A 22615-nucleotide genomic window follows, 5' to 3' on the forward strand; every position below is an offset into this window, starting at 1 on the left:
ATATTATTATTTAGATTAAAATGTATATATGAAAATAGTTTTAGCGTACGACGGTTCTGATTACTCGAAGAAGGCCTTACTCTATGCACTTAAGCTCATGAAAGAAAAGGACGAAATTCACGTCGTCACCGTGGTGAAGGAGGTCCCTAGAAGTCCAGAGCAGGTTATCGTGGAAAGTGAGACTAAGGCGGAAAAAATGCTAGAGGAGATCAAGAGGGAAATTGAGGGTTACAGTGTAAAGACTAAGATCCTCGAAGGTAGTGACGTAGCCTCAGCGCTAGTGGAATACTGCAAGAAAATAGAGTGTAACATGATAGTTACAGGTACTAGGGGCTTAACCGGTGTAAAGAAGGCAATATTGGGAAGCGTATCTAGCGCATTGGTCAACAAGTCAGATGTACCTGTTCTAATTGTAAAGTAACGATATATCTTTATTTACTATTGCACACTAGACTAGTCTATGTACTCCATTGAAACCAGAGATCTCACAAAGAAGTACGGTGACTTCGTTGCCGTAGACCACATAAGCTTTACTGTAAAGAGAGGAGAGATATTCGGTCTCCTGGGACCTAACGGTGCAGGGAAGACCACAACCATAAAGATGCTTACAGGGCTGACTCCACCAACCGAGGGGGACGCTCTTGTAGCTGGATTCAGTATAGTGAGGAATCCCATAGAGGTAAAGTCCAGGATAGGTTGGATTTCGTCAGAGGTCATCCTCGATGACGATCTCACCGGATGGGAGAACCTAGAGATACAAGCCCGTTTAACTGGAGTAAAGAATTGGAAGGAGAGAGCCACAGAGCTCCTGAAATATTTTGGAATACTTGAGTTTAAGGACAGGAAGGCGGGAAAGTTCTCCACTGGGATGAGAAAGAAGCTGGAGATAGCCATGGCACTCCTGAACTCCCCTGAGGTTATTTTCATGGATGAACCTACCATAGGCTTGGACGTCAACACCAGGGCTACCATGTGGAATCTCATTAGACAGATAAACAAGGACTACGAGGTTACAGTCCTCTTAACTACTCACTACATGGAGGAGGCAGACTCGCTGTGTAATAGGTTAGGAATAATCAACAAAGGTAGGATAATTGCCATGGACACTCCGGAAGAATTGAAGAATAAATACGGTGGAGATGTAATAGAGATAGAGCTTAAGCCAGGCGCTAAACTCAACGTGAGCCTGGAGAACACTCAAGTCACAGACAGTAGAGTGAGGATAAGGGTGAACAACGCAGAGTCTGCCCTCATGGACGTGATAAGAGCTGTAGGCGGAGATAACATAAAGGGGATAAGGGTGAACAAGTCCAGCCTGGACGTGGTCTTCATTAACCTGACTGGTGGAACGATGGAGGAACAGGAGTTTGACGCAAGGAGGTTTTATGCCATGATAAGGAGGGCGAGAAGATGATGGATAGACTTTACGCCCTTTATATGAGGGAGGCTAAGAGGATTTTCAGGAGCGTCTACATGTGGATCATGTTGATTTCACAGCCCGTAATGTGGCTGATCTTCTTCGGCAGTAGTTTTTCAGGGGTGCCAAAACAAGTGCTGATAAGTTTCTTTCACACTGATAATTATATTGCCTTCATCCTGCCGGGGGAGTTAGCAATATCAATGCTCTTCGTAGGGATGTTCAGCTCCATGAGTCTTATTCAGGATAAGAGATTTGGTTATCTCAAGAGGGTTCTCATAACGCCCACTCCCAAGTACGACGTGTTCTTGGCCAAAGTCCTAGGAGGTATGACGCGAGGACTTATACAGGCTCCGATACTGCTAGCAGTCAGTGTAGTGTTAGGTGTCAGGATGAACCTGACTCCGCTGTCCATTGGGGTATTATTTCTATCCTTGGCCTTCGTGGGGATTGGGTTCTCATCACTTTACTCCATTTTTACACTCAAGACTGCAGATTGGCAGGCTCCAGGAGTCATATCAAACTTGATTAATCTTCCCCTCATGTTCTCGAGCACTGCTCTATTCCCGAAAGCGTTCTTCCCCTCTTGGCTTAAGCTGATCAGCGATGTCAATCCTCTGACCTATGCGGCGGAGCTCAACAGGGGAATGTTGCTCTACAACGATCCCTCATGGAATTACCTCCTTTACTTGGCAGTATTCGCACTGGTTATGTTAAGTTTGGGGAGCGTGCTCACTAACAAGTTCCTGTATGCCGAGTGAAATTGCACCTTGAAACTTCCAACTCTTCTTTAAACCAACGTGAGCTAAGTTACCGGAGCTTTCTTCTTTAACCTATCCATGTACTCCTCGATTGTAATCACTCTATTCTCTTCATCAACCACTAGGGACCCAGGTCTTCCTCTTCTCCCCTTGGCACTATACCATACAACGATCACCGACAAAAGGGCTACAAGGGTGAACAGGGATATGGAGTTAGGCTGAATAGATTGAATTATGCCCCAAACATTGAGGCTGGTGGCAATTATGGGTATTAGTAGGGTATAGACGGAGAGCTGAGATATTCTGGCATAAAACACGGGGACTCCAAAACCATCTATAACCCTTCCCATCAACCAAAATATCCCTGTAATAACTCCCACTATGGCGAAGGCGTCGGACAAGCCAAGAACTGAGGTGAACAGTGCTACTACCAAAGCTGATAAAAGAGCTACTAGGAGCGTTGACACCAGGGGCTCGCCACTCTTAGTGACATTGGTTAAGAACCTCGGAGCAGCTCCTTCTCTTCCCAAATTAAACAATATCCTGGCAGAGCCTAGCGTAGTCCCAATATTAGATGCTAAGAGACTGTTTGCAGACATTACTAATGCTATAAACATGGGTATAGATCCGTATCTATACATCTCGAAAAGTAGGGGTTGAGGAGAGTTAGCCAGGTCGCTCAAGGAACCCCCCCAAAGGGTTACTAATGCATAGGTTCCCAGAAACATGGAGAGCCCACCTATTAACAGGGATAGCCACATGCCTTGAGTGATAGTCTTCATAGGCTTCTTTGCCTCCTCTCCTAGATAAGTAGCAGCACCTGCACCAGATATACTGACCATGGAGAGAACAAACGCTTGGGCAATATTATTTGGACTCGCTCCGTCAGGAGTTAGATATTCTAAGTGAAAGGGTTCCCTAAGAGAAACCAGGAAGAGCGCAACAAGGAGAACGACTTCAGCTGTGGCACTCACTGAAACTACATATCCAAGAACTTTCTTTATCTGTGTGAGAGACAACAAGGTCGGATATAAGATCCCAAAGGCTAGGATAACCCCTTCACTCCACCAAGGAAGAGTAAATCCGAGTATGCCTAAACCTATATTAATCAGTAGATAAAGAGTGATCACGTTGACCGCATTAAGGAAAGAGTAGGCAAAGACCTCAGTGAGTGCCTCGAAGAATGACAAAAACTTGTTTCTCCAGGCGCTATAACCGAAAGTGTAGTACCCTCCCGCTGAGGCTATCCTCCTGGTATAGGACGTAAGAGTGTAGATCCATAGGGCACTACCCATGAGAGCCAGCAAAGTGGTGAAGACCACGGAGTGGCCTGCATAGAGGATTGCAGCCGTCGAAGTTGAGACTACACTACCTAGAGGGGCAGTAACTGCCATCGCTTGACCGTAAGTTTCCTTGAGCGAGATTGAACCTCGGCTTAGCCTCATAATCTCCCTTTAAGCTTTTCGATCCTAAATAGTTAAAAAGTTTCCCTGACTCAAAAGGGCTTCTTCATATAAGCTTAAAGGGTGATCCCCTGAAAAAGTTTACAATGAGCTTAAATGGTGAATGAACGAATTAGGGGACAAAGCTAGTTCTAAAGTACATTGTTTCTTATCAATTCGAATAGAAAGGTATATTATTTCGGTTCGGTAGATGAAGTGGCCTCCACTAATGCTCTCATGATGGCCTCAAATCGTATCTTCATTTCTGGAGGCATCGGTTTCTTAGGCTGAATAGTTTTAAGTTCCTCCAAAGCCTTCTTTAATGTCTTAATTGCGTCTTCTGGATCTCTTTGCAAGGCGTAATAAGCTCTCTTAATGGACTTGCTTATTTCTTTGAATTTGTTTAGATCATCTTGAGTAAATATACCTTCCTTGAGCAAGTAAGTCTCCATATCCGTAGTAACTAAGGGAATTTGAAGGTCGATTAGGGTCCACAGCTTACTGACAATGTCCGCCATAAGGTAACATCACAGATCGGGCTTTAAAGTGCTTTTATGGACCAAAAACCCTCACACAGTAGCCTTTTTGATGAGATGTGAAACACTTGATGCATCTTTCAACCTCCACGGTCTTATAATACGTGTCTCCTGGTTCGTCAATACCCCTTTATATAACGGGGGGGTTCAAAGGGGGCGGAGGATCCTCACCGTGAGGATGGATAACCCCCTTCGTAGTTAACACTTGTATACTTCTTTTTCAAACATTCTATCAATGACACTCACTGAGGGGGTAAGCGTCACCGAGACGCCTTGGTCAAAGCGAGGGTCGGTGAGGTACGCCTCTGCCCCAATCAACAGTCCCATATGGGGACACCGCAGGTTCACTCAATGCTCGGGGCTGGTGAGGCCCGTAGTGCCTGTGGAGCTCCGCCCTCTACCCTTTGGGCAAGGTGTGGCAAAGAAGCAGGAAGCCCCGTCCGTTAGGGCAGGGTAGTTCACTGCTTTAGTCCATCCACCTAGACCGTTTCACTCAGCCTTCCATTTGACGTAAGAGAGCCAATGATGCGGTGAACTTACTACAGAGCTACTTTAAGCAACTCACTTCCGCTTATATCTCTTCAACGGTTTAGAGGTACCATAACTGCGCCCCTTGATACCCTGACGAAATTTCTCGTTAGAGGGTTATACAGCCCTCGGATGCTTCAGGAAACCCTCTTGCTTAGGATGCTGAGGGAGTCAAGTCAGTGCAGCAGTTATGGGATTTCTCGTTAGGTGTAGCCTTGAAGTCAAGGCAAAATCTAATAACTGCTGCCAGTGCAAAGATGTTTGATGCTTTTTAGTCACCTTTGTCGAAAAGTAAACGGACATTGATAAAGATTAACGTCTTAGGAGTGAAGGAAGGTGTAGGAAAGTCCACCGTGGCCTTGAGCCTAGCCAGAGGACTGTCCTCAAAGGGGACGACCCTTCTGGTCGATAAGACACCATCCTGCGGTCTGTGGAGGAAGTTAGGTAGACAAGACGACTTCTGGTGCGAAGATAAACTCTGCGTGCTCAAGTTGTTCAAAAGACCTTTCAGGATAGGAGAGAACGATCTGAAGGAGGCCTTAGAGAATTTGGAAAACGTATATAGAAACGGATGGGACTTCGTGGTTATAGACAACTTCTCCTGTGCTACTCAGGAAAACCATCTCGTCAAGGTAGACGCCTATGCCCTTACGGTCTTCGTCACAGACGTCCCCAACATAAGGAGCACCCTCGACTACTCCATGAATTTCCCTAACAAGTATGCACTCATAGTCAATATGGTTCCGGAGGGATATAGGATACCTGTAGAGCTATTAGGGGAATTCCTGTTTAAGATCACTGTTCCTTTGATTGACACGAGCGATCTCTCGACTTTTCTCAAAGGAATAGTTGAGGACATAACTGAGATATCGTCCAAGTTTTCATAAAGAGAGGAAGATTTAGCTTGACGTTAAAGCTGTTTTCACGAAAGTATTTTAGAGTCCTGGTTTTACACCTTATGACATGTTATACCAACTGGGTGTAATCGCCTCGGCTCTGGCTGGTCTAACCGTAGTGCTAGGTGGTATAGTTGAGGGCTATGGGTACGGGCTCTCCTTGGGAACTAAGTGGCCTTATACTAGGGACATTCATCAGGTCGCTCTTAAGGGAGACCCAGAGGCAATGCATAGGATAAGTGCTACAGTAGTGGGGTTGATTTCCCTCGCCCTGTTAGTTCTCAGTCCTTCAGTGATAACTGTCATTGGATTCGTCTCCGTGGTATTTACCGCCCTGTTGGGGATGGCTACCCTCTACGTCTTAGCGGGAAAGCTCCCTTCGGTCTTTCAAGGTCTTCATGACATAGCTGCCTATACCACTTTCGTCACTTATCTACTCATGTTCCTTGAGGGCTTAGGATATAAGGTGAACGTTCTCAATTTCCTCATCGAAGCAATAGTTCCTCCTCATTTCCTATACTTCGTCATCTTCATGGGGGGTGTCGTTACGGGCCTCAGGAGGATGTCTCGGCCTATAGGTCAGGTCAGGAAACCGCAGGGAAGGATACAGTGGGCTTGGGCCATTCACGGGGTTTTAGCTATAATCTTCGTCTTAGCCGTGATTTATCTCCACTACTGGCTAACCCTGGTCTTCACGATTCTGGAGATAGGAGCTGGACTATGGGTCTACAGGAGTATAAACAGGAATCCAGAGAAGCCTGGAGCGTCAGTAGGATTTCACCAACTGTTCTCGCTCCTGACTGTAGTGGCCATAATACTCAACTCGTTATCCATTGTAGCCTAACGTTCAGGCGAGGTGCATCAAATCACAGCTCATAGTGTTGTGAATTCATCACCTAGGTCTTCAAGCGATATGCCCAATTGAGACTCTTCAGTGACGTTATAATATTTTTTCGCTAATATACTCACGGCTTCATACAACAGTTCAGTAGCCCTAGATCTGCTCATCCCTATAGTGGAGATCAGATAAGACCAGGGTCTTCCCTGGAGTACCTTAGCTACCAGTACCCTCTCGTGATCCTCAGTTAGTTCCCAATCCCTTTTGGAATCCCAGAAGTACTTTTGAACCAAGAGGTGAATTCCGTCAGCTGAGGACTCATAGGGACTGCTTCCCTGTAGGAACGCTGCTATTTTGGCTAAATACACTCTACTTACCGCTATTTCCCTATGTGTTTTAGCACCTCTCAGGAGAATGACGGCCATGTCGGGGGTCATGTTGAAGTAAACGTCGTGGATAGTGTTGAGCAACTTCTCCTTGAATATCGCTGTGGCGACTCCAACGGCCTTTCTGGCCCTGTCAGTGAGGGGCTTTATAACCACAACTGGGAAGTCCCCGAATTTCTCGTTTCTCTTAGGTGAGACGTGGACTGGGTAAAAGCCGTTCTTGACCCAGAACCTAAGAACCTTTGGATCGCCCATAAAAGATGAACCTACCCAATCCAACCCCTGTCTTTCAGCATCAGAGACTATGAAGTTAAGCATTGCACTCCCTATTCCCATCCCCTGGGATTCCTGGACTACTGCTATCCTAACTATCCTCCAACCTCTCATGTTGCCTATGTCCCTTATCCTGGAGTGCTTCAGTAACCTGTCAGGAATCAGGTCACCGTCGAAAGTACCACCTCTCAGGGAGAGGTCTATCATTGTATCCTGTAATCCCCCCTCCTCGGATATTTGGGACACTGCGACGTATCCGTCTCTTGACCTCATGGCTTTTATGACGTGATGAGGTCCGTCCCCCATTATCATCAAGTCGTCCGGGTTGTTCCGGTAGTGGGCCGAGACCAATATCCCATAGACCTGAGACAGGGAAGAATCGTCACGAAACAGTTCACCCTTGTCTAAGGTTTCGTACTCCAGGAGTTCCAGATCCTTGGGAGAGATCGGCTCAGCATTGAGAACTAGGGCATCGTAAAGCCACTTCTCTATAGGATCTCCCTCTGCATACCTTAAAGGCCTGTTCATTGTTAGCCAACGTGTCCAGACTTTCTTCTCCGCCATTAGGTTCCTGAGGTATCTGAGAAACGCTTTCCCAGAACCCTCATAGCCATATATCGTGGAGATGAAGGCCACTTTCTTCCAGTTGTTTACGTATTGAGCGAGTAAGTTAACACCTATTGCTGCAGCCTCGTCAACTACTAGGACTTCACCTTCCTCATTCACAGCTGTCTCTGGATTAACATAGACTATTGAATAGTTGTCTCCCTTTAGGGATCTTATCAGACCTACGTCCGATAAAGTGACATCAGGTTCGTCTCCCAACGATTTCAAACCTAACCTAGCGAATTCCATGACCTGAGAAGCAGAAGAGAGCGAGGGTGCCGTAATCACAGCCCTGAACCTCCTCTCTGAATTCATTCTCTCCCACGTCAGGCCGGCCAATGCGAGTCCGGCGACAGCACTCTTTCCTCTACCTCTGGGGGCCACTAGAACGAGTACCCTGGAGCCACCTCTATTCAGGGTTCTGAACTCTTCTAAAACCTTGTTCTGATCCTCAGAGGCACAAAGTTCGTGCAGTTCCTTTGGGAACCAAATCCTCTTGGGTAGAGATTTAGCTTGAGATACCTTCACTTCGCCGGTGAAGGGTTTCCCTAGGTACTCACTACCTGCCAGGAAGACTCCCTCATGTTCCCTTAATTTTCTCCTGAACCTCTCCTCATAATATTCGTAAATTACACCTCTCTTCGCAATGGAGTTCCTGAAGAGCTTATCCTTAGTCAGATCATTGGTATACATTATCACCAGCCCTCCTCCACTGGCTAAGTCTGTGAGCCTCCCTAGGTAGTTGGGCTGGAAGTTATCCACCAAGTCGAGGACAACTAGATCGTAGGTCTTCCCTAAATAATACTCAGAACTGGAGTAATCGATGTCATCCACCTTTCCCCTGAGTTGACCCCTGATGAGTTCAAACCTTTCCTTCGCTCCATCTGCCCAAGGGTGGAAAGCATAAGCTACTCTAGCCTCTTTTGCACCCTCGAAGAAAGCCGATATTACGTCACTCAAATCGTCCATGAAGTTCTCCTTCTCGATAAACACCAAGTTCCTGTAGAATCTCCTCCTTGCGTCCACCATGGCCTCCCTAAGCTTACTCAGAAAATCCTCTCTACTCTCCACGATCAACCAACTCATACTTCTTTCTTAAAGCTTCTTCTACGTCAATGCCGGCAAGGTTAGCTATGGATATGGCCCAAGCCAACACGTCCGCTAACTCCTCCTCTATGGAGGACTTGTCACCGGATAGGAGAGCCTCAGCCAACTCACCTACTTCCTCAACGAACCATGTATACGTTGCGAACAGGCCCCTTTCACTGTCCTTCTCAAAAAATTTCTCCCTAAGTCTCTGCTGAACCTCCTTAACCTCCAAGTCCTACCTCCCTCCTTAAGAGTCTCAATACCTCTCTACTTAACTGTACATTTAAGGTTCTCAATACCTCTCCATTTCGGTCCACAAAGTATATCACTATCTTCGCCTCCTGGGATATGCCCTCTACAAAGGTTGCGTCAGCATAATATTCAAGGTAAAGTGGGTTCTCAGGTTCGTCAAGCACTATATTCCTGATTAACAACTCTTCTCCCTGCCTGTCAATTTCCAGCTCAACCTCAGGGTTGTCCACCTTTGGAATGTCGGTAGTCAAGCAGACGACCTTACTCTCGCAGCAGACTGTGCACATCCCTTCCTGGAGCTCTGACAAGAGATCAGAGGGAAACTTCAATTCACATTTTATTTTCCCCGCAGTTATTAAGTAAGTATGCCAGCAGCGGTTGGTAAGAAAATCGTAGCCTCACAAAATTATGTAGCCTCTCACGTAGGGGCCAAAGTCTTGGAGAACGGGGGGAACGCGTTCGACGCCGCTATCGCGGTAAGTGCTGTATTATCCGTAGTGATTCCCCACACTAGCGGGCTTGGCGGAGATGGGATGCTATTAGCTAAGACTCCAGGAGGGGTTATAGCTTACAACTCGACCGGCTGGGCCCCAAAGAACCTGAATGTGGAGAGAATAGAGAACGACAGGGGCCCACTCACTGTAGTGGTTCCGGGGCTCGTGGAGCTTTGGAACCAAATGTTGGACTACACGACCATGGACCTGAGGGACCTCTTGGCACCTGCAATAAGGTTGGCCTCTGATGGATTTTACGTAGGAAGGGGGCTCCACCACGCAATAATCAATTCTCAGAGGCTGAGTAGAGAGTGGCAAGGAGTGTTTGGAGACAAGAGGTTTGGCGACTTCCTCCAACTTCGAAAGCTAGGCAGGATACTAAAGGAGATCGCCAAGGAGCCTAGATCATTCTATGAGGGTAGAGTCGCTGAGTTGTTGGTCACAGGTCTCAAGTCCCTGGGAGTTCCGGTTGACGCAGAGGACTTCTCCGAGTTCAGAGCAGAGAAGGTAAAGTTAGTGGAGACCCAATATAAGGACTACAAAGTGATGGAATTCCCACCGAACTCCCAAGGGATCACCACCCTTCAAATCCTCAAAATGGTGGATATGGCTGGGATAAACAATTACCCCTATAACGACGTAAGGAGAATAAATGAACACGTCAGGATAGCAGGGCTGGCTTATGAGGATAGGAACAACTTCATTGCTGATCCGAGGTTTCACCCTGCTCCAGACTTCTTGCTAGATAAAGAGTACCTTAGTAAGAGGATGTTGGAGGCTGGAATAGAGGCTAAAGTTAACGAGTCCGGAGACACCACGTTCTTCGTGGTCGCAGATGGGGAAAACGAGATAGGGATGATTCAAAGTCTCTTCTATCCCTTTGGGTCGGGGCTGGTGGTAGAAGAGGTGGTATTCAACAATAGGGGGTTCAACTTCACTGAAGGTAAGAACAAGCCTGAAGGGAGGAAGAGACCGATGCACACACTCTCCATAGCGCTCCTCGAGAAAGACTCTGAAGACGTGATCGTGGGTTGTGCAGGTGGTGATCTCAGACCTCAAATTCATTCGGAGGTCATAGAGTATTACATAGACTACATGATGGAGATTGACGAAGCAGTTAATGCTCCCAGGTTCATGTTCACTGGGAATAAAGTGATAGCCGAAAGTCGGCTCGGAGTTCCCTCAACTAGGCTTGAGGCTTTCTCACCGGAAGTGGGAATAGTTCAGGCCTTGAAGAGGAGGAAGGATAGATACATAGCTGTGGCAGATCCCAGAAGTGAAGGTACCGCTATACCCGCAGTATGACTTACTCACCTCCATGGAAAGGACATGGGTCACTCTGAACTACCTATGTTCTGTGCCATGGGTTTAGATCAAACTTATCTAACTGGTCCTTTTTCAAAATTCTTTTCTACTATTTATTTTCAATCTTCATATCTCACCCTGTTCCACTCGACTCGTACTCCGCCGGAGTTTGTCTCTCCCATGAGAACGTGTAGTCTCATTACGCACCTAATCCCCTCTCTCCTGGATGTTAGGTGATCTCTTGAGAATGTTTATAACCCCCCTCAAGATACTTTTACATTGATTCGAATGAACCTGGTTTCACTGAAGCTAAAGATGGGCATGTTGTTCTTAGGCCTAGCTGTGGTATTAGCTGGCTTCGCGCTGGTCTACGGTGTCCTTGGCTACCTTTACGGATCCTTCACTCCATACATAGTTTTAGGAGCTCTAATTTTCGTCGGATTTCTTAATATAATTCAGTGGCTCGCTGGGCCGTACCTTATTAATGCGATGTATAGAGCCAGAGAAGTAAATCCCGATGACCCTCTCTACGGATGGCTAGTTCCTTTGGTAGATGAGGTGGCGTTATACAACAGGATATCGAGGCCTAAGGTTTATGTGGCTGACGTACCTTTCCCAAACGCTTTCGCATATGGTAGTCCCATTGCAGGCAAGAGAGTGGCCGTAACACTCCCCTTACTCAGATCCCTGTCGAGAGAGGAGTTAAAAGCGGTGTTAGGTCACGAGTTAGGACACTTGAGACATAGAGATGTAGAGGTACTCATGGCCATAGGGCTCATCCCCACGCTGATATACTGGATAGGGTATTCCCTCATGTGGAGTGGGTTCTTAGGTGGACAGAGGAATAACTCCCTATATGCCTGGGCTATAGGCTTAGGGCTTCTTGTGGTGAGTTTCATTTTCCAGTTGTTTGTGATAGCGGTGAACAGACTAAGGGAAGCTTACGCTGACTTGAACTCGGCTCTAACTGTACCAGGAGGAGCCGAGAACCTGCAGAGGGCCTTGGCCAAGATAACCCTCATGATGGATCCTAACGCTGTCAAGAAGTACAGAAACAAGGTGATGAACATGCTCTTCTTCTCCAGCCCTGTGGAAGTTCCCTCCCAAGACGTTGACGAACTTATAGGGTATTGGAAGTCAATTAAGGTTCCTTGGTACGCAGACTTATTCAGCGATCATCCCCATCCGGCCAAGAGAATTCAGATGCTGGAGAGGCTCAAGCAAGTCTATAGTTAAACAAAATTGATCAAATTTTTTCAAATAAAGTAAAAGTTTCTTTTTAGTAGACATTATGAAAAACTTTAAAGTAGACAAGACCATAAGGCTGTTGATAAAGATGAGGGCCGTTATCTTGGGAGTGGATGGATATCTAGGGTGGGCCCTAGCCCTTAGGTTAGTGGCCAGAGGTCATGAGGTCCTGGGAATAGATAATCTGTCGACCAGGAGATTTTCCAATGAGGTCGGTGCTGACTCGGCTTTCCCCTTACCTTCTCCCGAAGAGAGGGAGAGGGCTGTGAAGAAGCACTTGGGCGGAAGCTTCAAGTTCGTTGTTGGGGACGTCAGGGACAAGAACCTCCTGGACGAAACCATAAGGGGGTTTAAACCGGACGTCGTAGTTCACTTCGCAGAACAGAGATCTGCTCCATACTCCATGAAAGATTACGAGCACGCTAGGTACACACTTGAAAATAATATTATAACTACGTTGAACCTTCTGTACTCTGTTGCCGAAATAGACCCCTCGATCCATATACTCAAGATGGGAACTATGGGAGAGTACGGAACTCCCAATTTCGACATACCTGAATCCGCTTTCGTTGAGGCTGTAGTGAACGGAAAGAAGGACGTGATACCTACCCCGAAATGGGGAGGATCATTCTATCATTGGAGTAAGATATTCGACACCTACTTACTCCTGTACAAGGGGAGACTCTCTAACCTCACCATAACTGACATTATGCAGGGACCCGTTTACGGCACTAGGACTGAGGAGATAACGGATGAGTCACTGAGGACAAGGTTCGACTTTGACGAGACGTGGGGCACTGTGATTAATAGGTACTGTGTTGAAGCAGTGCTGGGTTTGCCCCTAACTCCTTACGGTAAGGGTAAACAAACCAGAGGTTTCATCTCGTTGGAGGACAGTGTGGAAGCGCTGAGGATCTTACTCGAGAACCCGCCGAAACAAGGAGAGTACAGGGTGGTTAATCAGTTTGCAGAGATTTACAACGTCACACAGTTGGCACACATTGTTAAGGAAGCCGCGGAACAGTTGGGAATGAGAGTGGATATAACTCACGTGAGGAACCCAAGGGTTGAGGCAGAGGAACATTATTATAACCCGGAGATAAAGGTCCTTCCGTCTCTAGGTTTCAGACCTAAAAAGAACATAAAGGAAGAGACGAAGGTTATGCTCAAGGATCTTCTGCCATATAAGAATAGATTGGAGAGATTTAAGGAAGCGATTATGCCGAAAACGCATTGGAAATAATTTGCTAGGAAGTTTAAAGTGAAGTAACTGGGCCCTCTTAGGAAAGGTTGAAATTCGTTTATACTTGCGTTTTCGCCATTAGTTTTGAGAAGAGAAAGGAACCACGAAAGTTAACGAAGCTCTGACCCCTTGTATGTGTACTCAAGGGCCTTGAAGTAATTATCCGGATCCCCCACGTTGAGCCATCTTTCCTTCTCCAAAAGCAAGGCATAAACTTCCCCTCCGTCATCTATGAGTTCCTTTATTCCATACGTCAACTCTAGTTCGCCGTCTTTGACTTCAACCTTTTTCAAGGCACTCATGATTTTCCATGAAAATACATAGACAGCGGATATGGCCAAGTCGGACTTGGGGTCTTTAGGCTTCTCCTCGGCGTCCTTTACCTGGAAAAGCCTGTGAGTCTTATAATTTCCTTTATCAATAACTTGGACTATACCGTACCTGTGCGGGTTGGTCACCCTCCTAACTAGGAGGACGGCGTCTGGATTAATCTCATCAAAAAGAGCTGAACTTTCAGAGTAACCGCCTGTGAGTACTCCATCGTCCGCATGAACGAAAAAGGGATCCCTTCCAACAAAGTCCTCAGCCCTAAGCACGGCATCGCCAAAGCCCTTAGGTATATGTTGAGTAACAAACGTTACTCCCCTTTCAGAGAGGTAGTCCACGAGAAGCCTGCCGTGATTCCCAACGACAATACAGTGTCTTTCAACACCTACCGAGGTGAGAGAGTCAATGATCAAGTCCACTATAGGCCTCATCACGAACTTTCCATCCTCTCTCGTGAAGAGAGGAAGCAATGCCTTGGGCAAAACAGAGGTAATATACTTCATTCTACTGCCCTTACCTGCAGCCGTGATCACACTTTTCTTAACCAAGGTAATCAACTTTCATGAGCGTAGAATAAATCTTTATTCCGTAACATCATGGTTGAGGTTCTGCCTTATATAGTCATCACTGGCCATTAAATTTACGTAAATCGCTATTAAACCCTGAGGTAAACAAAAAGACTTGAAAGTTGTAAATAGCTCAATTTGAGCACAGCGACTTAATCAGAGCTCTCACTCCATATCTCCCTCAAAGAGGTCATCCAGCGCCCTAGCTATGTCTCTTATTGATACTATTCCAACCAACTTACCTTCCCCATCTACGACGGGAAGATGCCTTATGTTATAAGATCTCATCAAGCTCAACGCCCCTGTGATGGGCGAATCTTCCCTTATGGTTATCAGCGACGCTGTCATAATCTTGTCAGCCGGGATCTCTAGACTTTTCCCTGATCCGATAGCTCTAACTATGTCTCTCTCAGTTATTATTCCAACGGGCTTTCCATTTTCAGTAACTATCACAGAACCTACATTCTTTTCTGTCATTACGACAGCCACGTCCTTTAGTGGGAGATCCCGCGTCACCGTGATGACAGAGGTCTTCATATAGTCTTTTATAAGCTCTACCATGTCTGTGTCTACGACTTTCATTATTTAAGTTTAAGGTGTTCCCCACTCTGACTTGAACTTCTCGTCGACAAATCCATAACACGCCATAGAGCGGAAACTTCCCGGCTCGTCTCGTGGCTAGATTTAATCTTAATTTAGTCTTGGTCCACGAAGAGATGCAAGCGGTCGGTTGTGATAAGTAGCTGTTCGTTCGGAAAAGAGTTATAGAAGGGGTTCAAAAGGGGAGAGATCAAGCCTCTCCGAGCGGGGATGGAAGCCCCTCGTATTAAGGTTTTAAGGCTCTAATCCCTCTCAAGATGCATTCCTCTGGTCAACTTCCTGGGGAGCTGAGCAGATCTCTCCCGCCCGCCAGAGGAGTGGTATTACCCTAAACCGATGCATACGATCGAATTGGAGGCCCAGGTCCCCACATGAAGGTGTCCGAGGTCGTGGAGTACAACACCTCCAAGGACTGTGCTCATGATAACGTCGAAATCGAGAGATGAACTAGAGGTGTGTGGTTCACTGTCCTATAGGACACAGACTGCACTCCAACCTGAATGGAGCGCTGCACGTCCTCAAGAAGGCCACCGACGTGGTGGTTTAAACAATAGAGAACACTCTCCTTGCTGGTCTACCACAATCTAGTGACAGCCGTAAAGGGATGTAACCCTTAACTCGGGGAACCTTAGCCCTCAGGGTATGCTGAATCCTTTTTCATGATGACAGAAATGTTTTATATTCGTTTATTACAACTTTATTAATAAAAGATGAACTCTCACTCGATGTGGGCTCTGCCCAAGGGGTGGGAGTGATCTGGGATGTGAGCCCCGTGCCGTTGGGCTCGAAGGAGTCCCATGACCCACCTACCGTTAAGCTTGGTAGGTTGTTGAGGGCTAAGTCCCTACACTCCATCATTATTGAACATAAGATGAGTGAAATCAAAGCGTAGGGACAAACGGAGAAGGTGAGCAGTTTTTTAATAGACTTCAACAAAAACTCTACTGCATGAGGGTTGCCAGACAGAAGGCCAGGTATAGCTAGGATAGGAATATTCAGTGTTGGACTAAGACTGTTAGGCTCGCCCATATCGTTCATCTTCTCAGTCCTCGTCGCCAGGTACCTTTCTGCCATCTCTATAACAACCTTCGGTGCCTGGCAATTTATCTTCGTTTTGGTCACAGGTTACTTCACTATACCTGGAGATTTATTCAGTAATATAACGTCAAGGTATACTGCCGAAGGTAAACCTGTGGGGGGCATACTCCTCTTCAACCTCATTTCCGCCAGTATTTCCTCCTTTACATACCTGGCATTAGTTCCCTACTTTGTTTCAATCTCGAACTATAGGGAACCGTTCTTCTTCTATATAGGTGTTCTCATGATCTTCATGATTTACCTTTACAAGGCTAGTTCCAGCATCTCCACTGGGAGAGGCCCTCGAGTCAACGCAATATCCGCACTTGCATTCCAGCTTGTGAGGCTCTCTGCGGGGATTTATGCCATGTACCTCCTCAGGCTATCCATAGAGGCAGTGATCTTAGCTTACTCTTTAGGTTACTTGGCTCAGATCCTGATCAACCTACTCTTCGTGAAGGCCAATTTTTCCGTCGACTTCAAGGTAGCTACTACTGCTGTGAAGAAATCTATAGTATTCATCATACCTTACATTCAATACATCCTCGAAGCGACTCTCGTTTGGGTTGCGATATTCCTTGTCAGGGATACAGTACCTGCATCGTATTTCGAGTCGGCAGTCATAGTCTCTAACCTCGTTGCATGGTCAACTGCTTCCATTGGAGGTCTAGTGAACAAATTAGGTGAGTCCAAGGATCCTTCTCTACTTGAGACTAGCCTCAAGTTGTTCTCCCTGGCAGGTTCCTTATTCCTCCTGGTGAGTCTAGTAGACGGCTTGCCTCTGCTTAGCATATTAAGACCGGAATACGTTGCAGCCTATTTGTCCGTAATAATTCTCTCCGTGTCTAACCTCATGAGGGGCTTCTTTCAAGTATTTTACACCGGAGTCTTCATGAGCGATGAATCACTTGGGGTCACGAGTAGAGGAGAACTCAGGGGTAGAGTGGCCCGACTAGCCAGCACGAATTCCCTGTTCTCACTGGTGGGAGTGACATCGTCGGTGTTAACTATGTTATTTCTTAATGAAATCTCCAACCGTTTCCCTCCGCTTTTCCTACCGAACATGGAGATAGCCCTACTTTCAGCGTCCATGTCCCTAGGAGTGGCGTTAAATTCCATGTTTATTCTCTACACATCCATGAGGTCAGCGAAGGAAGTGTATTCCCTCAAGATCCCTGTAAGGGAAATAATAGTTCCTATAGTCTCTGCCCTAGTGATAGGCATTGTTTTAGGATTTTCCAACTTCGTTTCAATCAATCCAAGGGGATTCATCAATGACGTTGAAGTTTTAAGTTATAGGGTATTGGCGGGTGTGGTCCCCTTCATCGTACTAAACCTTTCCCTGAACCCATACGCTAGACTTCTCATCAAGAAGGCATTCCAGTCACTAAGTTTATAGTAGGGATTTTGAAGTCTTCACTGAGATGTCGGGACTTCAGATAAGGCTCAAGAGACTCTTTCATAAAGGAAAGGCGTTCGTGGTCGCCCTCGATCACGGGCTGGTTATGGGGCCCATGAGGGGAATAGAAAGACCCCTCGAGATAGTCGGGAAACTGAAAAACGTCCCAGACGCACTGCAGATGACGCCTGCCATGCTGAAGGTGGTGGAAGAGAACTTCTACAGCAGGGGTTCCCCCATGTTGATAGCAAGATTGGACACGGCTAACGTATGGAGGGATGCCAGGAAGTACGAGCAGGGATATTATTCCCCCGTGTATACTGTGAGGGACGCAATAGAGGCTGGGGCAGACGCCGTGGTCACTTACTTGGTAGTCGGTTACGGCGACGATAGAGTTGAGGGATACAACCTGGAGCAGATTGCGAGGTTAAGAAATGAGGCACACGATTACGGCATTCCGTTCGTGGTAGAACCGCTGTTCGTCAGGAGAGAGGTGTCTGATTCCGTCAAGGAGACGAGCATAGTGAAGTACGTGGCTAGGCTGGCGTCGGAGATAGGACCAGATGTCCTAAAGGTGGATTACAGCGGGGATAAAGTAGGTTTCTCTCAGGTTGTAGAGACGTCGTTCAGCCCAATACTGATCAGAGGAGGTCCCAAGACCACAAACGAACTGGAATTCCTATCTATGCTTAGGGATGCAGTGGACGCAGGGGCCTCAGGAGTGACGGTGGGAAGAAACTTGTGGCAATCCTCAGATCCTGAAAAGTTGGCTTTAGCGATCTCCAAAGTAGTTCATGAGAATCAGGACCCAAAGCAAGTGGCTGAATCCCTGAAGGGCTAGAGACGCGTCAGTGAAACTTTGTTCTTGGGGGCAACCTCTTTCCAATCCTTCGCTTACGTCACTGATCGAGTGCTTGCGAATTACTCTTCAAAGCAGGGACGATGGGTTTGAATGTTTATGGGGTTTTAGCACCCGACTACATGAGACTTACATTGACCTCTTTATAATAGGTACTTCGTTTCAACGCCATGGTAAGGTATGGACCCGGAGGGATTTGAACCCTCGACCTCAGCCGTGTGAGGGCTGCGTCCTAACCAGGCTAGACGACGGGTCCTCTCCTTAATTAGATATGGAGACCCATAAAAAATTATTTAGTGCCGAGGATGGCTACATGGTTAGGTAGTCACGCCTGGACCAGAACTGCGTATCCTTCATCCAAGTCCCCTAGGTCAGGGTCTACATCAACAGCGAGGATCTTATCTTCCTTGATAGACAGATCGGCAAGGACCACCTTGAAATCTGGGTAGATCGTTTTAGCTCTCCTGAGCTCTCTTTCAGCCTCATCCCTGCTCCTTCCCACGTAGAAAACTCCAGAGGCTGCCAGTATGGTAGGTCCGAATACAGACCTCAATGGGCTCTGAGTAATATCAGATCTCATCGTTTATATTTCTACTTAAGGTTAAGAGATACTTCAAGATGCACACCGTCAGGGTGGTATTTGGACTCCAAGGCGACGAGGGCCTCCTGAATCTGCTGTACGAGGTTGTGAGGGGGATCGGCAACAAGAATTACGACATAGAAGTGGAGACTGACCTCCTCTACGACCTCAGCTCTCCAACCTTGGAAATTGACGGGAGAAAGATCGTCCTCGAATATTACGACGAGAACGAGGCCAAAGAGCAATTGAGGAGATTGCTGAGGGGCGAGAACGTGATGCAAGGAACGCCAAAACTTCGTATGCATAGTAAGGATGGAATACTTTCAGACGGAGTTTGGGCGTCATAATTGTTCGAAGTCCTCTAGCCTGTCCTCGACTCATTGCACAAAGTTTAGTTGAACTAGTCATGTTCTCTGGGCCTCCTATGTGAGCGGAAAGCTCTCCAGATTAGGGTCAGCTCATCTCTGAATCAGAGGACAGAAAGAGAAGATGACCCTAGCTCTGTCTGATCCTCAAGATTAGCCTTTGTGACCAGGGAAGTTCTGTACTAAGGTCGATTCCAGTCCAAACGACTGTGACCACCCTTCCGTGATTTGGAGCCAATACAGCTGATGCTTTAACCTCCTGGCCAAATCAAACACTTGTGAGGATAGTAATAGGGGGAGGCATCACCGGGTTAACGGTAGCCTCACAGTTGGAGGACACTGTGGTTTTGGAACAACAGTCGAGCGTTGGCGGACTCTACTCCATAGAGGAGGTAGGTGGGCTCACTCTGACTATTATCCCTCCCGTAGTCTCTTCTATAAAGAGATTAGCAGAGATCCTTCCTGACCTGAAGTTGGAAGAATGGAGACCAATAATCAAGAAAACTAAGGAGGAACACCTTAAGATGAAGGTTTGTCCCTTCTGTGACGAACTCCCTACATGGTTAGATGTGAAAGAGGGGTACCTAGTTCACAATCTCCCAGAGGCTCTCCTGGAATTGGGGAGCAAAGTGAAGATAGTGAGGGGGTACCCTCTTAGGGTACGAGAAGGAAAGTTGTTTACCAATAGGGGAATCCTAGAGTTCTCAGAGATCATAAACACTGGATCCAGAGAGGAACTTAATCGGCTCATAGGAGTAGAAGAAGACCTCAAGAAGATAGGTTGTCTCCTTGCAGTCATAGTCAGCAGAGGGGGAATTAATAAGTGGGACGTACTACTCCATGGTAGTGCGGGGATATCCTTCAGTCACGTGTTCAGGAGGGAGATTGACGAAAAACACGATGTATACCACGTTTACGCCTTCACGAGGGGTGGCAAGCATTTAGATGCTGACAGGATATTGGGTGACCTCAAGCGAGCCTCTGTGCTCACTAAAGAGGACGTTGTCACCATGAGGGTAAGATACATCCGCGAGTGTATCCTTGCCGGTGAGAAGGAGAAGAACAGGCCTAATTTCCTCAGGGAGTGCGGCAGGCTGGGCCTCTGGGATAACCTCAGCCTTGAGGAAGCGGTAGAGTCGGCCCTGAGATGCTAAACTCCTGGGTCAAAATTGAGGCTATTCGTGCTGAAGCTAATTCGTCCAATCCTTTGACCCTGTGGGTAAAGTAAGTAGACAGAAGGTAGTCTCCATTGCCTATCTCATAATTGCCCACTCTCTGAGGAGCGAATTTTTCCTTTGGTCCTTCCTTTACGTGAAGGACAAAGCCATTCTGACCATCAGATACTAGTACCTCCTTGAATCCCATCTCATGGATATCCTCGACTGAAAGGTCGGCTAAGCTCAACTCCTCTGCATTTGCGTGGAAAACTGTCAGAGGGCTGGACACCTTTACCCTTCTTAAATGCGTGTAGGTTATTGGCTTGTCCACCTCACATACTCTGATGAATCCTTGAATGTCTACCCCTACGGGCTTATCGATCTCCAGGTCTCCCCATGAGAGCTCGTTGCACACGGGATTCAGTATCAATCCTTCCCATCCTCTTAGGATTCCAATATCTACGGGCATCCTATCATGGATCGCCCTGAGCACCAGGACTCGCTTGTCTCCTTCGAAGCCTATTCTGAACCTTATAGTCTTGTTAAAGAGAAACTGCCTTATTATGGTCAGGTAACTTGGCCGAGAGAAATGGAAGTCCTCTCCCCAAGCCGTATATGCCCCAGCTTCTCCCTCAGAGCTCACTACGCCCATCCCTGCATAGACGGGAGCCCCCCCAGGTCTCTCCACAAGTCCCTGTCCGTTTACTATCTCGTCGATAGTGAACGCACCGATTATCGCCACCCTAGTCTTCATTTCCCTCAGTCTCCTCCTCTTCCTCCTCCTGCTCTCTTTCCTGGACTCTCCTTTTGGTCCAGAGAGAGTACTTGTGGGCTAGGAGGTGTTCCGTTAGATCCTTCTCGTTGAAGAAGTACGAGCCAGAATCAGGAATGCCACCCTTCAAACATATGGGACTACACCTGGGACATGCAAACATCTTGGTCTCCAGATCAAAACATACCTCCTCCTCTCTCTGATTAAGCTTGATCTTCCTCACTTCCCACCTTGGAATCCATCTACTTGTCATCTAAGTGTTGTCTCGGACGAGTCTTTTATCCTTTGGCTTATATTTTGTAGCTCTCATCATTTTTTATTGGAATTATGCCAGCCTATCTAATAAACGTTAAATGTCGAATCTAGGGAGAGCTGGGTCTCCATACTCGATAAAAGGTTGTCTTGACAGACAGTACATAGCAAATATACTGAACTTAAGGTCAGCTGAACGACGTGAGTGAGACGATTTCAACGAACTTACCCAGAAGGGTGAATTGATTCTTTAAGGTGTTCAAATGGGTCGAGACTGTAACTCTTTCACGTAACTACTCGTTATTTTCAATTTTATAAATATCGTTTTGACGTCGGTCATGTTCATGTAGTATTACCCAAGAATTCTCTCTTAATGATCTCCCAACTGATGACGGGCACTGCTCACGAGGGTGGGAGAAGTTGGATGGGTATTGAAGTTTCCCTCGACTAGCCCCAAGGACTTAAGGGTGACCGTGTATGATCCCTAGGATGGGTGCCCGTGGCATATTTAGAAGTGGTTAAAGAAGGTAAGTTACGCCACGGGTAAACACAACCCTTCCCACCACCATGTGGATAATGTATTTCGGTCTTTGTTATTCATTATAATTCTTGGCATTAAAGTGTAAGAAAACTTTAAAACTCAAACTGTGATTACGATGGATGAGTGTAGGGTGCATTCATCTCAAGTTCTAAATCTCCCCTTAAGTATGAAGACCATGTACGATATCGCCGAGTTCGTGATAAGGTCTGTGGAAATGATAAACCCTCAGCAAGTGGAGAAAATGGTCGAGCTACTTGTGGATTTCTACAACACCAATAAGAGCGGTAAGGTCTTGGTGATGGGGGCTGGTAGGAGTGGGCTGGTAGGAAGAGCCTTCGCTATGAGGCTCCTACATCTTGGCTATAACGCATATGTACTGGGCGAGACTATAGTGCCTGCTATTGGCCAGAGAGACATAGCTATAGCAATTTCCGGTTCTGGGAGAACCAAGCTTATCCTCACGGCTGCAGAGGCTGCAAAGGAAGCTAAGGCTTCCCTCATAGCTCTAACGAGTTACTATGATAGCCCTCTGGGGAAGATAGCGGATGTAGTGGTTGAGATCCCTGGAAGGACGAAATATTCCATGAATGAGGACTACTTTGCTAGACAGATACTGGGGATAACTGAACCTTTAGCTCCATTAGGTACACTGTTCGAGGACACCGCACAGATATTCCTGGACGGCATAGTGGCGGAGCTTATGATGAGGCTCAAGAAGACTGAAGAAGATCTAAGGCTAGTTCACGCAAACATAGAACTTTAGTTCAGAATCCTTGGTATTTTGAGTCCCCTTCAGTATTAGAGTC

At 46.8% G+C, this 22615-nt stretch carries 25 protein-coding genes, 1 tRNA gene and 1 pseudogene; 16 read left to right on the forward strand and 11 right to left on the reverse strand.

What is annotated here, in order from left to right; genetic code table 11:
- Positions 1-28: 28 nt before the first annotated feature.
- The 3 genes from METMK1DRAFT_RS08625 to METMK1DRAFT_RS08635 are packed head-to-tail and all read left to right on the forward strand — an operon-like array spanning position 29 to position 2178.
- Entirely contained in the window at positions 29-421 is a 393-nt protein-coding gene (locus tag METMK1DRAFT_RS08625; protein WP_009073028.1) for a universal stress protein, read from the forward strand.
- Between the two features lie 39 nt (positions 422-460).
- Positions 461-1414, forward strand: a complete 954-nt coding sequence (locus METMK1DRAFT_RS08630) for a daunorubicin resistance protein DrrA family ABC transporter ATP-binding protein (RefSeq protein ID WP_009073031.1) — start codon at positions 461-463, stop codon at positions 1412-1414.
- Complete coding sequence (locus METMK1DRAFT_RS08635) at positions 1411-2178, forward strand: ABC transporter permease (protein WP_009073033.1); 768 nt, start codon at positions 1411-1413, stop codon at positions 2176-2178. The genes METMK1DRAFT_RS08630 and METMK1DRAFT_RS08635 overlap by 4 nt, the downstream gene beginning before the upstream one ends.
- A gap of 44 nt (positions 2179-2222) precedes the next feature.
- Here the strand turns inward: METMK1DRAFT_RS08635 and METMK1DRAFT_RS08640 are convergent, their stop codons facing one another.
- Together METMK1DRAFT_RS08640 and METMK1DRAFT_RS08645 are read right to left on the reverse strand one after the other, a co-directional pair.
- The gene (locus tag METMK1DRAFT_RS08640; protein ID WP_009073035.1) at positions 2223-3623 is read right to left on the reverse strand and encodes an APC family permease; all 1401 of its coding nucleotides are present in this window, start codon (positions 3621-3623) and stop codon (positions 2223-2225) included.
- A 191-nt stretch (positions 3624-3814) separates the two neighbouring features.
- On the reverse strand, positions 3815-4138 hold the full coding sequence (locus METMK1DRAFT_RS08645) for a hypothetical protein (protein ID WP_009073037.1): 324 nt from the start codon (positions 4136-4138) through the stop codon (positions 3815-3817).
- Positions 4139-4391: 253 nt separating this feature from the next.
- On the opposite strand from METMK1DRAFT_RS08645, the gene METMK1DRAFT_RS16545 reads away from it, so the two are divergent.
- The 3 genes from METMK1DRAFT_RS16545 (at position 4392) to METMK1DRAFT_RS08655 (ending at position 6424) form a co-directional block, all read left to right on the forward strand.
- Positions 4392-4613 (forward strand): hypothetical protein, encoded by a 222-nt coding sequence (locus tag METMK1DRAFT_RS16545; protein WP_009073039.1) that lies wholly within the window; start codon positions 4392-4394, stop codon positions 4611-4613.
- A 373-nt stretch (positions 4614-4986) separates the two neighbouring features.
- Complete coding sequence (locus METMK1DRAFT_RS08650; RefSeq protein WP_009073040.1) at positions 4987-5571, forward strand: CpaE/TadZ family protein; 585 nt, start codon at positions 4987-4989, stop codon at positions 5569-5571.
- Positions 5572-5647: 76 nt separating this feature from the next.
- On the forward strand, positions 5648-6424 hold the full coding sequence (locus tag METMK1DRAFT_RS08655) for a hypothetical protein (protein WP_009073043.1): 777 nt from the start codon (positions 5648-5650) through the stop codon (positions 6422-6424).
- Positions 6425-6453: 29 nt separating this feature from the next.
- Here the strand turns inward: METMK1DRAFT_RS08655 and METMK1DRAFT_RS08660 are convergent, their stop codons facing one another.
- The 3 genes from METMK1DRAFT_RS08660 to METMK1DRAFT_RS08670 are packed head-to-tail and all read right to left on the reverse strand — an operon-like array spanning position 6454 to position 9353.
- Positions 6454-8754 carry a tRNA(Met) cytidine acetyltransferase TmcA domain-containing protein gene (locus tag METMK1DRAFT_RS08660; RefSeq protein ID WP_155812385.1) on the reverse strand — a complete coding sequence of 767 codons (2301 nt, stop codon included), beginning with the start codon at positions 8752-8754 and terminating at the stop codon, positions 6454-6456.
- Positions 8744-9004: a MazG nucleotide pyrophosphohydrolase domain-containing protein gene (locus tag METMK1DRAFT_RS08665; RefSeq protein WP_009073047.1), complete on the reverse strand. Its 261-nt coding sequence runs from the start codon at positions 9002-9004 to the stop codon at positions 8744-8746. Before METMK1DRAFT_RS08665 ends, METMK1DRAFT_RS08660 begins: the two co-directional genes overlap by 11 nt.
- Positions 8994-9353, reverse strand: coding sequence for a hypothetical protein (locus tag METMK1DRAFT_RS08670; protein WP_048087767.1), 360 nt, complete (start codon positions 9351-9353; stop codon positions 8994-8996). The genes METMK1DRAFT_RS08665 and METMK1DRAFT_RS08670 overlap by 11 nt, the downstream gene beginning before the upstream one ends.
- Positions 9354-9389: 36 nt before the next feature.
- Between METMK1DRAFT_RS08670 and METMK1DRAFT_RS08675 the strand changes: the two genes are divergently transcribed.
- The 3 genes from METMK1DRAFT_RS08675 (at position 9390) to agl3 (ending at position 13314) form a co-directional block, all read left to right on the forward strand.
- Positions 9390-10823 carry a gamma-glutamyltransferase family protein gene (locus tag METMK1DRAFT_RS08675; RefSeq protein WP_009073050.1) on the forward strand — a complete coding sequence of 478 codons (1434 nt, stop codon included), beginning with the start codon at positions 9390-9392 and terminating at the stop codon, positions 10821-10823.
- A 288-nt stretch (positions 10824-11111) separates the two neighbouring features.
- Positions 11112-12059, forward strand: coding sequence for a zinc metalloprotease HtpX (gene htpX, locus METMK1DRAFT_RS08680; protein ID WP_009073051.1), 948 nt, complete (start codon positions 11112-11114; stop codon positions 12057-12059).
- 100 nt (positions 12060-12159) lie between these two features.
- The gene (gene agl3 / locus METMK1DRAFT_RS08685) at positions 12160-13314 is read left to right on the forward strand and encodes a UDP-sulfoquinovose synthase (protein ID WP_048087894.1); all 1155 of its coding nucleotides are present in this window, start codon (positions 12160-12162) and stop codon (positions 13312-13314) included.
- A 110-nt stretch (positions 13315-13424) separates the two neighbouring features.
- Here the strand turns inward: agl3 and METMK1DRAFT_RS08690 are convergent, their stop codons facing one another.
- Positions 13425-14189: a sugar phosphate nucleotidyltransferase gene (locus METMK1DRAFT_RS08690; RefSeq protein ID WP_048087769.1), complete on the reverse strand. Its 765-nt coding sequence runs from the start codon at positions 14187-14189 to the stop codon at positions 13425-13427.
- 183 nt (positions 14190-14372) lie between these two features.
- Entirely contained in the window at positions 14373-14789 is a 417-nt protein-coding gene (locus METMK1DRAFT_RS08695) for a CBS domain-containing protein (RefSeq protein WP_009073057.1), read from the reverse strand.
- Between the two features lie 745 nt (positions 14790-15534).
- Between METMK1DRAFT_RS08695 and METMK1DRAFT_RS18220 the strand changes: the two genes are divergently transcribed.
- The 3 genes from METMK1DRAFT_RS18220 (at position 15535) to METMK1DRAFT_RS08705 (ending at position 18124) form a co-directional block, all read left to right on the forward strand.
- On the forward strand, positions 15535-15699 hold the full coding sequence (locus METMK1DRAFT_RS18220; RefSeq protein ID WP_009073058.1) for a hypothetical protein: 165 nt from the start codon (positions 15535-15537) through the stop codon (positions 15697-15699).
- A gap of 63 nt (positions 15700-15762) precedes the next feature.
- The gene (locus tag METMK1DRAFT_RS08700) at positions 15763-17283 is read left to right on the forward strand and encodes a hypothetical protein (RefSeq protein ID WP_009073060.1); all 1521 of its coding nucleotides are present in this window, start codon (positions 15763-15765) and stop codon (positions 17281-17283) included.
- A gap of 25 nt (positions 17284-17308) precedes the next feature.
- A complete protein-coding gene (locus METMK1DRAFT_RS08705) occupies positions 17309-18124 on the forward strand; it encodes a class I fructose-bisphosphate aldolase (protein WP_009073062.1) in 816 nt (271 codons plus the stop codon).
- 199 nt (positions 18125-18323) lie between these two features.
- Here the strand turns inward: METMK1DRAFT_RS08705 and METMK1DRAFT_RS08710 are convergent.
- Positions 18324-18398, reverse strand: a tRNA-Val gene (locus METMK1DRAFT_RS08710).
- A 69-nt stretch (positions 18399-18467) separates the two neighbouring features.
- A complete protein-coding gene (locus METMK1DRAFT_RS08715) occupies positions 18468-18695 on the reverse strand; it encodes a hypothetical protein (RefSeq protein ID WP_155812386.1) in 228 nt (75 codons plus the stop codon).
- A 65-nt stretch (positions 18696-18760) separates the two neighbouring features.
- Between METMK1DRAFT_RS08715 and METMK1DRAFT_RS08720 the strand changes: the two genes are divergently transcribed.
- The gene (locus tag METMK1DRAFT_RS08720; RefSeq protein WP_009073067.1) at positions 18761-19069 is read left to right on the forward strand and encodes a hypothetical protein; all 309 of its coding nucleotides are present in this window, start codon (positions 18761-18763) and stop codon (positions 19067-19069) included.
- 296 nt (positions 19070-19365) lie between these two features.
- Positions 19366-20241 carry an NAD(P)-binding protein gene (locus METMK1DRAFT_RS08725; RefSeq protein ID WP_009073069.1) on the forward strand — a complete coding sequence of 292 codons (876 nt, stop codon included), beginning with the start codon at positions 19366-19368 and terminating at the stop codon, positions 20239-20241.
- Here the strand turns inward: METMK1DRAFT_RS08725 and METMK1DRAFT_RS08730 are convergent.
- Positions 20201-20998, reverse strand: a complete 798-nt coding sequence (locus METMK1DRAFT_RS08730) for a carbohydrate kinase family protein (protein WP_009073071.1) — start codon at positions 20996-20998, stop codon at positions 20201-20203. The two genes, METMK1DRAFT_RS08725 and METMK1DRAFT_RS08730, sit on opposite strands and share 41 nt — an antisense overlap.
- Positions 20988-21269, reverse strand: coding sequence for a hypothetical protein (locus METMK1DRAFT_RS08735; RefSeq protein ID WP_009073073.1), 282 nt, complete (start codon positions 21267-21269; stop codon positions 20988-20990). Before METMK1DRAFT_RS08735 ends, METMK1DRAFT_RS08730 begins: the two co-directional genes overlap by 11 nt.
- A 350-nt stretch (positions 21270-21619) precedes the next feature.
- On the opposite strand from METMK1DRAFT_RS08735, the pseudogene METMK1DRAFT_RS19670 reads away from it, so the two are divergent.
- Positions 21620-21815 (forward strand): annotated as a pseudogene (locus METMK1DRAFT_RS19670) (hypothetical protein).
- 109 nt (positions 21816-21924) lie between these two features.
- Positions 21925-22572, forward strand: a complete 648-nt coding sequence (hxlB, locus tag METMK1DRAFT_RS08740; protein ID WP_009073076.1) for a 6-phospho-3-hexuloisomerase — start codon at positions 21925-21927, stop codon at positions 22570-22572.
- Positions 22573-22615: the final 43 nt, after the last annotated feature.

This window comes from Metallosphaera yellowstonensis MK1, assembly GCF_000243315.1.
GTDB lineage: Archaea > Thermoproteota > Thermoprotei_A > Sulfolobales > Sulfolobaceae > Metallosphaera > Metallosphaera yellowstonensis.